Annotated in this window: 10 protein-coding genes; 6 read left to right on the top strand and 4 right to left on the bottom strand. The window is 68.3% G+C overall.

Annotated elements, in window-relative coordinates; all coding sequences use genetic code 11:
* Window positions 1-157 precede the first annotated feature (157 nt).
* Together AC1PPK_RS09770 and fdhD are read left to right on the top strand one after the other, a co-directional pair.
* A complete protein-coding gene (locus tag AC1PPK_RS09770; protein ID WP_481117627.1) occupies window positions 158-2050 on the top strand; it encodes a diguanylate cyclase domain-containing protein in 1893 nt (630 codons plus the stop codon).
* A 69-nt stretch (window positions 2051-2119) separates the two neighbouring features.
* Window positions 2120-2962 carry a formate dehydrogenase accessory sulfurtransferase FdhD gene (gene fdhD, locus AC1PPK_RS09765; protein ID WP_481117626.1) on the top strand — a complete coding sequence of 281 codons (843 nt, stop codon included), beginning with the start codon at window positions 2120-2122 and terminating at the stop codon, window positions 2960-2962.
* Between the two features lie 9 nt (window positions 2963-2971).
* On the opposite strand, the gene AC1PPK_RS09760 is transcribed toward fdhD, so the two are convergent.
* Window positions 2972-3832, bottom strand: a complete 861-nt coding sequence (locus AC1PPK_RS09760) for a fused MFS/spermidine synthase (RefSeq protein WP_481117625.1) — start codon at window positions 3830-3832, stop codon at window positions 2972-2974.
* A gap of 214 nt (window positions 3833-4046) precedes the next feature.
* Here AC1PPK_RS09760 and AC1PPK_RS09755 point away from each other — a divergent pair, with 214 nt between their 5' ends.
* Window positions 4047-5657 carry a methyl-accepting chemotaxis protein gene (locus tag AC1PPK_RS09755; RefSeq protein ID WP_481117624.1) on the top strand — a complete coding sequence of 537 codons (1611 nt, stop codon included), beginning with the start codon at window positions 4047-4049 and terminating at the stop codon, window positions 5655-5657.
* A 1-nt stretch (window position 5658) separates the two neighbouring features.
* On the opposite strand, the gene AC1PPK_RS09750 is transcribed toward AC1PPK_RS09755, so the two are convergent.
* Entirely contained in the window at window positions 5659-7611 is a 1953-nt protein-coding gene (locus AC1PPK_RS09750) for a sigma-54-dependent Fis family transcriptional regulator (RefSeq protein WP_481117623.1), read from the bottom strand.
* Between the two features lie 266 nt (window positions 7612-7877).
* Between AC1PPK_RS09750 and AC1PPK_RS09745 the strand changes: the two genes are divergently transcribed.
* From AC1PPK_RS09745 to AC1PPK_RS09735, 3 genes are all read left to right on the top strand, one after another.
* Window positions 7878-10016, top strand: coding sequence for a PQQ-dependent dehydrogenase, methanol/ethanol family (locus AC1PPK_RS09745; protein ID WP_481117622.1), 2139 nt, complete (start codon window positions 7878-7880; stop codon window positions 10014-10016).
* A 137-nt stretch (window positions 10017-10153) separates the two neighbouring features.
* Window positions 10154-11017, top strand: coding sequence for a transporter (locus AC1PPK_RS09740; protein WP_481117621.1), 864 nt, complete (start codon window positions 10154-10156; stop codon window positions 11015-11017).
* Window positions 11018-11048: 31 nt separating this feature from the next.
* A complete protein-coding gene (locus AC1PPK_RS09735) occupies window positions 11049-12551 on the top strand; it encodes an aldehyde dehydrogenase family protein (RefSeq protein ID WP_481117620.1) in 1503 nt (500 codons plus the stop codon).
* A 26-nt stretch (window positions 12552-12577) separates the two neighbouring features.
* Here the strand turns inward: AC1PPK_RS09735 and modC are convergent, their stop codons facing one another.
* Window positions 12578-13660, bottom strand: coding sequence for a molybdenum ABC transporter ATP-binding protein (gene modC / locus AC1PPK_RS09730; RefSeq protein ID WP_481117619.1), 1083 nt, complete (start codon window positions 13658-13660; stop codon window positions 12578-12580).
* Complete coding sequence (modB, locus tag AC1PPK_RS09725) at window positions 13657-14343, bottom strand: molybdate ABC transporter permease subunit (protein WP_079432749.1); 687 nt, start codon at window positions 14341-14343, stop codon at window positions 13657-13659. Before modB ends, modC begins: the two co-directional genes overlap by 4 nt.
* Window positions 14344-14357 lie beyond the last annotated feature (14 nt).

Raw genomic sequence — 14357 nt, 5'->3', positions numbered from 1 at the left:
GCCCGAGGGCATCCCGATGACGTGAAGTTAGAATCCAAACACATATATTATGACTTTTGGCATATTCCTCCCGCAGCCCGGTGCCGGGATAATCCCGGATTCCTGCGCAGGCCCATCACCCGCCATTGTCGCAGCCCTCGACGGCCACGCGAAACCCATGCGCGTCGGCGCCCAGTGCAACCGCCACGTTCCCATCCCTCGCATGAAGTCAGGCTGCATCCTTCCACCCAATCCGTCCCTGCTATTGGCGCCTGCCGACAGCAGCAGGCGCAGCTGGGCCCGCTTCCGCGTCCACATCATCGCCCAGCTGGCATGCATCCTGGCCGTGGCAGCCCTGTGGCCACAGCTGTCCCAGCCCTACCCCTTGCTCGCCTGGTGGGTAGGCACAGCCAGTATCCAGCTGATGCTGGCGACACGCAGCCTGAACCCGCGGGCCGCAGATCCGCTGGCCGACGACACCGCGCTGCACACCTATCTGGCCAGCGTCGGGGCCCTGCTCTCCGGGGCCGCCTGGGGCGCTCTGTCCCTTCTCGGCCCCTACGAATCCAGCCCCCACACCCAACTGACGCTGTTCCTCATCCTCGGCGGAGTGATCGTCGCGGGGGCTGGCTTGCTGGCGCGCAGCCGCGGCACCTACGCAATCTTCACCGGCGCAACCCTGCTTCCGCTGTTCATCCAGACCCTCGCCAGCCCGCCGCCAGCCCTGCCGTTGGCGGGGCTGTGGCTGGGCGTCTTCGCGCTGCTCGCGGTGGCCATCAACGACCTGCTGCATGGCAGCCTGCGCGCTACGCCACTACCGGACGGCGAGCACTGGCGCCGCCATCAGACCATGCTCGACCACGCAAGCGAGGCGATCGTGCTGTCCCACGGCGGTCGGGTAGTGCACAGCAACCAGCGCTTTGCCGAACTCATCCACGACGGCCCGGGCAACATCGCCGGCCGCCGTCTGGCCTCCTGGCTGGCCGACCGCCGCGAGTGGCGACGCCACACCCGTGCCGCCGCCAGCGCCTTCCTGCGTGGCCAGCCCTACCGGGAATCCACACGCCTTCGCCGCGGCGACGGCAGCGTCTTCTGGGCCGACATCGCAGCCCAGGCGGTGGATCCAGGCCCGGCGCCGCGACAAGTAGTGTGGATCGTCAGCGACATCAGCGAACGGGTCGGCGCGACGGCCCGCCAGCAACTGGCCAGCGCCCAACTGCACGACCTGCTCGGACACAGCGCCGACTGGTACTGGCAGACCGACACCCAGCACCGCCTGACCCGCATCACCCGCCACGGCGCCGACGACGACCACCTTGCGGACAGCATCGGCCGCCACTGGTGGCATTTCCACCGGGCCGACGGCGTGCCCGCTGGCCAGGCTGCCACGCTGCGTGCCTTCGAGAGCCGGCACGGCTTCCGCAACCTGCTCCTCGAAGTCCCCGACGACGAACGTCAGCCCCGCTGGCTCAGCATCTGCGGCATGCCACGCGTCAATGAGCATGGCGCATTCGTCGGCCATCACGGCATCGCACTGGACGTCACCGAGCAGGTACGCGGCAACGAGCGGGTGCGCCACCTCGCCTACCACGATGCCCTCACCGGCCTGCCCAACCGGCGCCTGCTCACCGACCGGCTGCGCCAGGCGATCACCCGCGCCCAGCGCCTGCACAGCCAGGTCGGTGTGGTGCTGGTGGATCTCAACGACTTCAAGGGCTTGGACGATTTCGACGGCCAGGCCGCCGGCGACCGCCAATTGCTCGACACCGCCAGCCGTCTGCGCGCCTGCGTGCGTGCCTGCGACACGGTGGCCCGCCTGGACGACAACGATTTCGTGATCCTGCTCGCCGAACTGGAACGCCCGTCCGACGCCGACCAGGTCGCCGCGAAGGTGCTGGCCGCCCTCGACCGTCCCTTCGGTGACAGCGCGCCCTACACGCTGCTCGGCACGCACGTCGGCATTGCCATCTTCCCGCAGGACGCCGATGACGCCGACGGTCTGCTGGCGCTGGCCGATGCCCGCGCACTGCGGGCCCGCCAACTCGGCGGCCCACGCATCGCTCACGCCTGAAAGCGGCTCCACGGCCGCGCCCGCCGCTACAATGGGGCGACGCCCTCACGCCAACCTGCGGCCCTGACGATGAACACGCCCTCCTGCCCCCTCCCCTCCACCGACGGAGAACACGTCTGGCCCGCCACCCGTCAGACCACGGTGTTGCGCATGGACGGCGACCAGGTCCACAGCGACCTCGACGAAGTCATCGAGGAAGTGCCGGTGGCGCTGGTCTACAACGGCATCTCCCACGCCGTGCTGCTGGCCACGCCGTCCGACCTGGACGACCTGGCCCTCGGCTTCAGCCTCAGCGAAGGCATCCTGGCCACCCGCGGCGAGCTCTACGACAGCGAGCAACACCCGCATCCCAAGGGCATCGAGTTGCGCCTGCAGATCGCCTCCGAACGCTTCATGGCCCTCAAGGAGCGCCGCCGCAACCTGGCCGGCCGCACCGGCTGCGGCCTGTGCGGGCTGGAGAGCCTCGACGCCCTGGCCCGCCCGGTAACGCCACTGCCCCCCGGCGAACCGGTTCCCGCCGCCGCCATCGCCCGCGGCCTGGCCGAACTGCCTGGTTGGCAGCGCCTGCGCCACACCACCGGCGCCGTGCATGCCGCCGCCTGGATGGACCGGGACGGACGCATCCACGCGTTGCGCGAGGACGTCGGCCGCCACAACGCCCTCGACAAGCTACTCGGCCACCTGGCCCGCCAGGGGCGGCCCACGGAGGATGGTTTCGTACTGGTCTCCAGTCGGGCCAGCTATGAGATGGTGCAGAAGGTCGCCGCAGTCGGCATCCGTACGCTGGTCGCCGTCTCGGCGCCCACCGCGCTGGCGATCCGCCTCGCCACCGACACCGGCGTCACGCTGGCCGGCTTCGCCCGCGACCGCCGTCTGGTGGTGTACAGCCACCCACAAGGCATCACGCCGTAAGGCATCCGGTCACACGTAACGCAGGCGTCGGCTGCGCTCCAGGCGCTCGGCGAATTTCGGGAAATCCAGCCCGGTGCGCGTACGCAGCGCCTTGGCCTGGTTGGAGATATCCCGCCAGCGGGGTGCGAAGGACGGCGCGCGGAAGGCCAGTACGATGTCGTTGCCATCTGGAATCGCCATCGTCAGCATGCGGTCGTCGAAGACCTCGGCGATCATCGCCAGGTGATCCTCCCGGTCGGCCTTGTCACCGGCCAGGTTGGCCACCATCACACCGCGCCCGGCCAGCGCGTCATGCACGCTCTGGTAGAACTGCGTCGAACTCACCGAGCCAGACAGGCCGTGACGGTCGAAGGCATCCATCATGATCACGTCCGGCCGCTCCTCCCAGCCCGCGCTGCGCAGCACGTGGTCGGCGCCGTCCCCTTCGATGACCTGCAGGCGCCCGTCGTCTGGCGGCAGCTCGAACTGGTCGCGGAAAGCGATCACATGGGGGTCGATCTCCACCACGGCGATCTTCGCCGAGCCGACATGCCGGTAGCAGAACTTGGCCAGCGAACCGCCGCCAAGCCCCAGCATCAGCATCTGGCGCGGACGCGGCAGGAACAGCAGGAAGCTCATCATCGCCTGGGTGTAATCCAGCTCCAGCGCGAAAGGGTCTTTCAGACTCATCGTGCTCTGGATCAGCGACAGGGAGAAATGCAGCGTCCGTGTTGTGCCGTCGTCGATGACAAAGGGCTTGTCGTAGGCGCCGGAGACCACTTGGCGCAATACCCACTGGGTATCGCAATCCGCCGCTTCGAGCAGGCGGATGGTGTCGGAATCGGAAAAGAAAGGGCTCGGCAGGACGAGTACGGAAGAGGCACGGGACATCGGGGCAGAGCGTCGGCAAAACCGGCAGGGCAGTAAGACAGGCGTGGATTGTACGACCGTCCGCGGGCTCGCACCGTCCAACGCACGCACCACCGACCTCCCCGCACGGACTTCACGCACCTAAAGTAATGTTCAACACCGCCGTATTTACCCGATAAGGATTTCCGCCATGATGGAAATCCCATAAACAGATGAATCAGAGGGAGACGCCACGATGTCCATTCTTCAACGCCTGCAGCTTTTGGTGGGCTGCGCGATCCTCGGACTGATCGTCCTGACCGCGGTGAATTACTACGAGACGGGCCGCGTCTTCGAGACCACCAGCCAGGCCAGCGCCAACGTAATACCGAGCCTCATCCAGCTCAACGAGGCGCGCCTGTGGTACAGCCGCAGCCGCCTGCGTGCCGACCGCCACGTAATGCAGGATGACCCTGCGCAGATGGAAGCCACCGAGAAGGCGATCCGCGATGCCCAGGCCAGCACCCAGAAGGCGCTCAAGGACTACGAGAGCCTGATCTCCAATGCGCAGGACCGACAGTACCTCGACGCGGAAAAAGCCACCCTCGCCGAGTTCGACAAGCTTCTCGACGAGACCCTGGCCCTGTCCCGCGCCCAGCGCAAGGCCGAAGCCAGGGAACACCTGCTCAAGCACGTATCGTTGGCCCGCAAGTTCGAGAGCCAGCTCGACGATCACTTCAAGTTCAACAGGGAATTTGGCGAGCAGGCCACCGTGGAAGCCCGCCGGATCAAGGAAAGGGCCAGCACCACGGCCATCGTGGTGCTCGTCGTCGCGGCCATCCTGCAGGGCATCATCAGCGTGACGACGACCCGCTACCTCAAGCTGCGCCTGTCCGACGCCAACCGGATCGCCGGGCGCATCGCCGCCGGCGACTTCACCGCCGGCAACGACAGCCACGGCCCGCGGGACGAGATCGGCAAGCTGCTGGAAGCGCTGCAATCCATGCGCCAGGATCTGGCCCAGACCATCCGCGAGATCATCGCCAGCTCCGAGAGCGTGGCCAGCTCCGCCGCCCAGCTGTCCAGCACCGCCCAGCAGGTGTCCTTCAGCTCCAGCCAGCAGTCCAGCTCGACGGCCGCCGCCGCCGCCGCCGTCGAAGAGCTGACGGTGAGCATCGACCACGTGGGATCCGGCGCCGAAGACGCCAGCCGCCAGGCCGAGGACGCCGGCAACAAGGCCGTCGCCGGCGCCCGCGGTGTGGACGACGCCACCAACCGCATCGGCCAGGTCGCCAACCAGGTGGACAGCACCGCCGAGCGCATCCAGGCCCTGTCCGAGCAGGTCCGACAGATCGACCGCATCACCGTGGTGATCCGCGAGGTGGCCGACCAGACCAACCTGCTGGCTCTCAACGCCGCCATCGAAGCCGCCCGCGCCGGCGAACAGGGCCGTGGCTTCGCGGTGGTGGCCGACGAAGTGCGCAAGCTGGCCGAACGCACGACCAGCTCCGTGCAGGAGATCAGCCAGGTGGTCGACGCGATCCAGCAGGGCGCGGTCGATGCCGTGAGCAGCATGCAGTCCAGCCGCGAACTGGTCGGCCAGGTGGTGATCAGCGCCCGTACCGCCGGCGAGTCGATGGGCGAGATCCAGACCTCCACGCAGACCATGCAGGGCGCCATCGAGAGCATCTCCGACGCCCTCCACGAACAGCGCGGCGCCTCCACCGAGCTGGCCCGCAATGTGGAGAACATCGCGCAGATGTCCGAGGAAAACGCGGCTGCCGCCGCCTCCGCCGCCGATACCGCCGGCCGCCTGACCGGCGTCGCGGAGCAGCTGCGCAGCAGCGTGGCGCGCTTCCGCGTCTAAGCTAGCCGGCTGCGCCCGCCGCCTCCAGCAGGCGCAGCTTGCGGTACATCGTCGCCCGCGCCACGCCCAGGCAGCGGGCGGCGGCCGACACGTTACCGGCGCACTTCTCCATCGCCGCCCGCACCGCATCGAGTTCCACATCGCGCAGGGACACCTGGCTGTCCGGCGGCGCCGCACTTGCCACGGCCGCCGGCCGGCCCACGTCGTCCAGCAGTTCCTCGGGCAGATGCTGTACGTCGATCAGCGCCTCGCCGTCAGCCAGAGTCAGGGCCAGGCGCAGCACATAGCCCAGCTGGCGGATGTTGCCCGGCCAGGCATAACCCAGCAGCAGCCGGCGGGCCGCCGCCGATAAGGGCGGACAAGGCCCGTCGCCAGCCTCCCGGGCCAGCAGGCGATCGATCAGGGCTTCCCGGTCGGCCCGCGCGCGCAGCGCCGGCAGGCTGACCCGCACGCCCTTGATACGGTAATACAGGTCCTCCCGGAAGCCCCCGCTGGCCACCAGCTCATCCAGGCTGCGGTGGGTTGCAGCGACGATGCGGGCGTCGAAGGCGATCAACTTGGCCCCGCCGAGGCGCGTGAAACTGCGCTCCTGCAGCACCCGCAGCAAACGCCCCTGCAGTTCCAGCGGCATGTCGCCGATCTCGTCGAGGAACAGCGTACCGCCCCGCGCCAGCTCGAACTTGCCGGGCGCCCCGCCGCGCCGGCCGCCGGTGAAGGCACCGTCCTCGTAGCCGAAGAACTCCGACTCGATGAGGCCGGCCGGCAGGGACGAGCAGTTGATCGCCACGAAAGGTCCGCCCGCCCGCTCGCTGCCGTCGTGCAGGTGGCGCGCCAGCACCTCCTTGCCGGTGCCGGTCTCGCCGTTGATAAGCACCGGGATGTCGCGCTGGAAGGCCCGCCGCGCGATCTGCAGCGCCCGCTCGGCCACGCCGTCCACTTCGCTCGGCTCCTGCGCAATGGGCGCCATGACCGGCAGCGTCCCGGCCCGCTGCGCAGTACGCGCAGCCTCGCCCAGACGGGCCAGCAGCGACCCCTTGCGGGCCGCTTCGAAGCGGGCCTCGAAACGCAGGCCGCCGTCGCTCCACACCACGCCCTGGGCCAGGCGACCAGACAAGGCCTGGACAAAAGTCTCCGGCGGGCAGTCGAACAGGTGCCCGAAGTCCATGCCGGCCTGCCCCTCCGCCGCCAGTTCCAGCAACTGCCGGGCCGCCCCGTTGGCGCCCAGCACCTGCCCTGTCTCGGCAAAGGCGATCACCCCTTCCAGCGGCGTACCCAGCAGATCCGGACGGTAGTGGAAACCCATCGTCAGCGCCGCGCCGAGGCCAGCCAGCATACGGTTCTCCACCGCCCGGGCAGCAATCGCCAACGGCTCCAGCACCGTCACCGGCCCGCCGTTGCAATAGCGGGTGGCATCGAGCACGCCAGCCAGATCCCCCGCCGGATCGAAGATCGGCACCGATGCGCAGGAGAAGCCACGGATCTCGTCGAGGAAATGCTCCGCGGCACGCACCACCACCGGCTGGCGGTCCACCAGCGCGCAGCCAGGGCCGCTGGTGCCGATGCTGCTTTCGCCAATCGACCGGCCAACCTCGAAGATCCGGTCCATGTCCCGGTAGGCGCTCCCGGTGCCATACAGCGCCTTCACCACCACCCCGTCGGCGTCCGTGCACACGATCCCCCAGCCGCCGCGGGCCAGCGCCGCGCGCAGCTTCTCCATCTCCGGCAGCGCGTGCTCCACCAGGCGACGGTTACGCTCCTCGATCCATGCCACCTGCCGGCGGGAGATCGGACTGAACACGCGCCGGTCGGCTGCCCCCAGCCCCTGCCCGCGCGAACGCTCCCACGAACGGATCACAGCGTCCGAAACGAGTCCGGTCGGCACCCGCCCCTCGTCGAAGAAATCGCGCCGGGCCCGTTGCACCCGCGCTTCGAAAGTTGTCAGCAGCTCGCCCACGAATTGTCTCCTCGATGCGGCCAGTAACGAGTCAACCGTCAGCCGCGGACTGACTCGTTTCAAGTCAACCACCCTTCCCGGTGTTTTCTCCGGGTGCTCCCCTGGCGGCTGCAAAGGCCTGATTCCTTGTGATTTTTACGTATCGCCCGAGGTCGGCACGGATGCTGCGAATCGATGTGTGCACCACCGGGAGTCTGCTCCGCGATCCCGCGGAAACGCGTTCCACAGTAAAGAACTTCAACAAACGAAGTCAATCAGGAGACACGATGCACCCTCACTCTCACGCCCCTCGCCGCCGGCTCGCAAAGGCGCTCGCGCTGGCCTTAATGATCACCTTCGGCCTGTCCACCAGCGCCAGCTTCGCCGAGCCTGCCAAGACCTCCCGCGAACACATCGCCGCCGCCACCGCCCGGGTGGACGAAAAAGCCGTGCGCGCCAATGCCGCCACCAGCCGCGACTGGCCGACCTACGGCCTCGACTACGCCGAAACCCGCCACAGCAAGCTCACCGAAATCAATGCCGGCAACGTGAAGCAGCTCGGCCTGGCGTGGAGCTACAACCTGGAATCAACCCGCGGCGTCGAGGCCACCCCGTTGGTGGTGGACGGCATCATGTACGTGTCGGCCTCGTGGAGCGTGGTGCACGCGGTGGATGTGCGTAGCGGCAAGAAGCTGTGGACCTACGACCCCAAGGTGCCCCGCGAGATGGGTTACAAAGGCTGTTGCGACGTGGTGAACCGCGGCGTGGCGCTGTACAAGGGCAAGGTCTTCGTCGGCACCTTCGACGGCCGCCTGGTCGCCCTCGACGCCGCCACCGGCAAACCCGTGTGGGAAAAGGACACCATCGAAGACCACAACCACTCCTACACCATCACCGGCGCACCGCGGGTCATCAAGGGCAAGGTGATCATCGGCAACGGCGGCGCCGAATACGGCGTGCGCGGCTACCTCACCGCCTACGACGCCGAGACCGGCGAGCAGAAGTGGCGCTGGTACACCGTGCCTGGCGACCCGGCCAAGCCCTTCGAGAACGAAGCCATGGCCAAGGCCGCCAAGACCTGGGACCCGGCCGGCAAGTGGTGGCTGAACGGCGGCGGCGGCACCGCCTGGAACAGCATGACCTACGACCCGGAGCTCAACCTGATGTACGTGGGCACCGGCAACGGCTCGCCGTGGAACCACCGCAAGCGCAGCCCCGGCGGCGGCGACAACCTCTACCTGGCGTCCATCGTCGCCCTCGACCCGGACACCGGCAAGTACGTCTGGCACTACCAGGAGACGCCGGGCGACAACTGGGACTACACCTCGGTGCAGGACATGATCCTCACCGACCTCGTCCTCGACGGCAAGAAGCGCAAGGTGATCCTGCACGCGCCGAAGAACGGCTTCTTCTTCGTCATCGACCGGACCAACGGCAAGTTCATCTCCGCCAAGCCCTTCACCGAGGTGAACTGGGCCACCGGTTACGACAAGAACGGCCGCCCCATCGAGACCCCCGAAGCCCGCTCCCGCGAGGCCTTCGACAGCGTGCCCGGCCCCTTCGGCGGCCACAACTGGCACGCCATGTCCTTCAACCCGAAGACCGGCCTGGCCTACTTCCCGGTGCAGAACGTGCCGCTCAACCTGGCCGAGGACAACAGCTGGTCCCACAACAACAAACAACCCGGCCAGCCCCAGGCCGGCACCGGCTGGAACACCGGCATGCTGATCAACACCCAGCCGCCGAAGAGCAAGCCCTTCGGCCGCCTCGTCGCCTGGGACCCGGTCAAGCAGAAGGAAGTGTGGCGCCAGGAATACGCCTCTCCGTGGAACGGCGGCACCCTCACCACTGCCGGCAACCTGGTCTTCGCCGGCACCGCCGACGGGCGCTTCGCCGCCTACAGCGCCGACAAGGGCGACAAGCTGTGGGAGGCCCCGATCGGCACCGGCATCATTGCCCCGCCGGTCACCTACGAGGTGGACGGCCGCCAGTACGTGTCCATCGCGGTGGGCTGGGGCGGTGTGTTCGGGCTGATGCAGCGGGCCACCGACAAGCAGGACCATGGCCGCGTCTACACCTTCGCCCTCGGCGGCAACGCCCCGCTGCCCCAGCCGCAGCCCTACGCCCTCGGCGAGTTGATCTCCGGCGTCAAGTACGACCCGACCCACATCTCCGAAGGTACAAAGCTCTACGTCAGCAACTGCGTGTTCTGCCACGGCGTGCCCGGTGTCGACAAGGGCGGCAACATCCCCAACCTGGGCTACGTGCCAGCCAAGGACATCGAGAACCTGTCCGACTTCGTCTTCAACGGCCCCTTCGTGAAGAAGGGCATGCCCGACTTCACCGGCAAGCTCAGCCCCGCCGACGTGGAGAAGATCAAGGCCTTCATCCAGGGCACCGCCGACGCCGTGCGGCCCAAGCCCTGATACAGCGCCACATACCGCCTCCTCCGGAGCACCTGCTCCCTCTTGCCGCGGTCACAGCCCTCCCCTATCCGGCGGACCGCGGCCCTTTTTATTCCGCAGCACCCAAACCTAAACCATAACAACCAGGAGACAAGAACATGACCACCACCCAGCGCTTCGCCCTGCGCCTGTGCGCCGCCAGCCTCCTCGCTGCCGGCCTGTCGGCCAGCCCGGCCTTCGCCGACGTGCGCCCCGATCCGGGCGACTACACCGGCCTGCCGGCCGGCACCAACCTGCTCCTCGCCTATGCCCAGTTCCCCCGCGGCGACAAGGTGTATAGCAAGGGCAACAAGATCGTCGACAACCTGGACCTTTCGGTCAATGCCGGCATCCTGCGTTACGTGCACTTCATGAAGCTGGGCGACTACATCATCGACCCGCAAATCATCGTGCCCTTCGGCAACCAGAAGATCGGCCTGTCCGACAGCAAGACCAGCGGCCTCGGCGACGTGATCTTCGGCGCCACCCTATGGACCCTCGCCGACCTGGCCAAGGGCGAGCACCTGGGCTGGTCGGTGTTCTTCACCGCCCCCACCGGCGGCGACAAGAACCAGGGCTTCGCCCTCAGCAACAACCGCTGGGCCACCGACCTGCAGGTCGGCTACATCCGCAAGCTGTCCGACAAATGGACCGTCGATCTGATTGGCGAGACCGAGTTCTACCAGGACCAGCGCGACACCAAGGCCCAGAAGGACCCGCTGCTGCAGGCCCACGGCCACCTGCGCTACCACCTCAGCGACGCCACCTACGTCGCCGCCACCTACCGCCACGCCTGGGGCGCCAAGGAGAAGCTCGACGGCGTCGAGCTGGCCGGCGCCAAAAACAACGGCACCGCGATGCTCACCTGGGCGTCCTTCCTCGACAAGCAGTGGCAGGTGCAGCTCCAGTACAGCCAGGATGTGAAGATTGAAGAAGGCCCCAAGACCAGCGCCGTGCAGGCCCGCGTGCTGTACGTCTATTGATCGCCCCGCCAACCACCAGGAGACACGCAACATGAACCGCTTTCATGGAATCGAACTGAACCCGGCCACCGCTGCCTTCCTCGCCGCACCGCGCAAGATGCTGATCGGCGGCGAATGGGTGGATGCCTTGTCCGGCACCACCCTGCCGGTCATCGACCCGGCCAGCGGCGAGGCCTTCTGCCACGTGCCGGCCGGCGAGTCCGCCGACGTCGACCGCGCCGTGCAGGCCGCCCGCCGCGCTTTCGAATCCGGCGAATGGCCGCGCCACCGGCCGGTGGATCGGGAACGCCTGCTGCTGAAACTGGCCGACCTGCTGGAAGCCAACGCCCAGGAATTCGCCGAGCTGGAAGCCCTCGACAACGGCAAGCCGGTGACCATGGCCCGCCACGTGGACGTGGCCCTGTCGGTGGACTTCATCCGCTACATGGCCGGCTGGGCCACCAAGCTCGAAGGCGCGACGATGGAGCTGTCGGTCCCGCTGGTGCGCGACCGGGAGTTCTTCGGCTTCACCCGCCGCGAGCCGGTGGGCGTGGTCGGCGCGATCATCCCGTGGAACTTCCCGCTGCTGATGGCGGTGTGGAAAGTCGCCCCGGCGCTGGCCGCCGGCTGCACGATGATCCTCAAGCCCGCCGAGGACACCCCGCTGACCGCCCTGCGCCTCGGCGAACTGGCCCAGCAGGCCGGCTACCCGGCCGGCGTGCTCAACGTGGTCACCGGCCTCGGCCACACCGCCGGCGCCGCGCTGGCCGCCCACCCCGGCATCAACAAGGTCGCCTTCACCGGCTCGACGGAAGTCGGCAAACTGGTCGGCAAGGCGGCGATGGAGAACATGACCCGCGTGTCGCTGGAGCTGGGCGGCAAGAGCCCGGTGATCGTCCTCGACGACGTCGATCCGGCGGTCGCCGCGGCCGGCGCCGCCCAGGCCATCTTCTTCAACCAGGGCCAGGTGTGCACCGCCGGCTCGCGCCTGTACGTGCATCGCAGCCGCTTCGACGCGGTGGTGGAGCAGCTCGCCGGCATCGCCGACGGCATGAAGATCGGCCCGGGCATCGACCCGAGCACGCAGATAGGCCCGCTCGTTTCCAAGGTGCAGCAGAACCGCGTGCTCGACTACGTGCGCAGCGGCCTGTCGGAAGGCGCCCGCGCGGCGGCCGGCGGCGTGGGCGGCGACGGCCCGGGCTGCTTTGTGAAACCGACTGTGCTGGTGGATGTGCACGAAGACATGCGCGTGGTGCGGGAGGAGATCTTCGGCCCGGTGGTGGTCGCCCAGCCCTTCGAGGACCTGGACGACATCGCCCGGCGCGCCAACGACACGCCCTACGGCCTGGCCGCCAGCATCTGGTCCAACGACCTGGCGCGGGTGCACCGCCTGATCCCCAAGATCCAGGCCGGCACCGTGTGGGTGAACTGCCACAACATCATCGAGAGCGTGATGCCCTTCGGCGGCTTCAAGCAGTCGGGCATCGGCCGCGAAGCCGGCCGCTCGGCGCTGGAGCTGTACACCGAGCCCAAGTCGGTGATCATGATGCTGTAAGAGCCGGCGGCGCTGCCGGCCCGGTATCAGGCCAGCAGCGCCACCGACTTGATCTGCGCGACGACCGACAGGCCTTCGCGCAGGCCGAGCTGGTCCTTCGACAGGCGGGTGATCCGCGCCAGCAGCGGCGTACCGCCTGCATCCAGGCGCACCAGGCACTGGGCCGGGTGGGCCGCGTCGCCGAAGCCGACGATGCGCGCCGGCAGGCGATTGACGATGCTCGACGGGTTTTCGCCGGTCAGCGCGATGCTCACGTCGCGGGCCTGGATCTTCAGGCGGGCCCGCTTACCGACGTCGAGGGACTTGCGGGTCACCTTGATGACGCCGCCGGGAAAGCCCAGCCGGGTCAGCTGGTAATCCTCGTCATGGCCGACCACCTGGGTATCCACCAGCACCGCCGCGTCCTCGTCGAGGGCCAGCGGCAGATCGAGGCGGGCCAGCAGCTCGGCGGTCGGCCCGCAGGCCACCACCTTGCCCTGCTCCAGCAGGACCATGTGATCGGCGAGCCGCGCCACCTCGTCCGGCGAATGGCTGACGTACAGGATAGGCGTGGCCGACTCATCGTGCAGGCGTTCGAGATACGGCAGGATCTCCTGCTTGCGCCGGCTGTCCAGCGCCGCCAGCGGCTCGTCCATCAGCAACAGCTGCGGACTGGTCAGCAGCGCACGGGCGATCGCCACCCGCTGCCGCTCGCCACCGGACAGGGCCGCCGTGCCCCGGTCGAGCAGATGGCCGATACCCAGCAGTTCGACCGCAGCCTCCCAGCTGACCTTGCGCTCCGCCGCGGCGATGCGCTTCATGCCGAACTCCAGGTTGGCCCGCACCGACAGGTGGGCGAACAGGCTGGCCTCCTGGAACACATAGCCGAGGGCGCGCTTGTGGGTCGGCAGGAAGATCCGCTGCGCGTCGTCCTGCCAGCACTCGCCGTTGATCTGCACGCGCCCGGCCGGACGCGCCAGCCCGGCCACGCAGCGCAGCAGGGAGGTCTTGCCCGAACCCGACGGCCCGAACAGCGCAGTCACGCCGCGGCCGGGCAGGGTCAGGTCGGCCTCGAGGGTGAAATCCGCCAGCGGCAGGCAGCACTGCAGCTGGATGTCGAGGTCGCTCATCGCCCGCCTCCCAACCCGTTGCGCCCGCCGACGGCGTAGAGCCCCAGCAGCACGATGAAGGAGAAGGCCAGCAGGCCGGCGGCGAGCCCGTGGGCCTGGCCGTATTCCATCGCTTCCACGTGGTTGTAGATCTGCATCGAGATGACCCGCGTCTTGTCCGGGATGTTGCCGCCGATCATCAGCACCACGCCGAACTCGCCGACGGTATGCGCGAAGCCGAGGATGGCGGCGGTGATGAAGCCCGGCCGCGCCAGCGGCAGCGTCACCGTGAAGAAGGTGGCGAGCGGCGAGGCCCGCAAGGTTGCCGCGACCTCGAGTGGACGGTCGCCCATCGCCATGAAGGCGTTCTGGATAGGCTGGACGACGAAGGGCAGCGAATAGATGATCGACGCCACCACCAGGCCGGTGAAGGTGAAGGGCAGCCGCCCGAGGCCGAGGGCCTCGGTGAAGCGCCCCACCGCCCCCTGCGGCCCCATCAGCACCAGCAGGTAGAAACCCAGCACCGTCGGCGGCAGCACGATGGGCAGCGACACCACCGCCCCGATCACACCGCGCAGGCGCGACCGTGTGCGGGCCAGCCACCAGGCGATGGGGGTCCCGATTATCAGCAGCAACACCGTGACGAGGGTGGACAGCTCAAGGGTCAGGCGAACCGCCGACCAGTCTTCCGGTGTCAATTCCATCTATCGGCCATCGA

It is taken from the genome of Zoogloea sp. JDB1 (genome assembly GCF_056724025.1).
Note: the sequence above shows the minus strand (reverse complement) of the source record. Positions and strands in the feature narration are given on the sequence as shown.

Coding starts and splice junctions, on each gene's coding strand:
- modB (WP_079432749.1), bottom strand. CDS start 14,343: ATGGAATTGACACCGGAAGACTGGTCGGCGGTTCGCCTGACCCTTGAG.
- fdhD (WP_481117626.1), top strand. CDS start 2,120: ATGAACACGCCCTCCTGCCCCCTCCCCTCCACCGACGGAGAACACGTC.
- modC (WP_481117619.1), bottom strand. CDS start 13,660: ATGAGCGACCTCGACATCCAGCTGCAGTGCTGCCTGCCGCTGGCGGAT.
- AC1PPK_RS09735 (WP_481117620.1), top strand. CDS start 11,049: ATGAACCGCTTTCATGGAATCGAACTGAACCCGGCCACCGCTGCCTTC.
- AC1PPK_RS09740 (WP_481117621.1), top strand. CDS start 10,154: ATGACCACCACCCAGCGCTTCGCCCTGCGCCTGTGCGCCGCCAGCCTC.
- AC1PPK_RS09755 (WP_481117624.1), top strand. CDS start 4,047: ATGTCCATTCTTCAACGCCTGCAGCTTTTGGTGGGCTGCGCGATCCTC.
- AC1PPK_RS09760 (WP_481117625.1), bottom strand. CDS start 3,832: ATGTCCCGTGCCTCTTCCGTACTCGTCCTGCCGAGCCCTTTCTTTTCC.
- AC1PPK_RS09745 (WP_481117622.1), top strand. CDS start 7,878: ATGCACCCTCACTCTCACGCCCCTCGCCGCCGGCTCGCAAAGGCGCTC.
- AC1PPK_RS09770 (WP_481117627.1), top strand. CDS start 158: ATGCGCGTCGGCGCCCAGTGCAACCGCCACGTTCCCATCCCTCGCATG.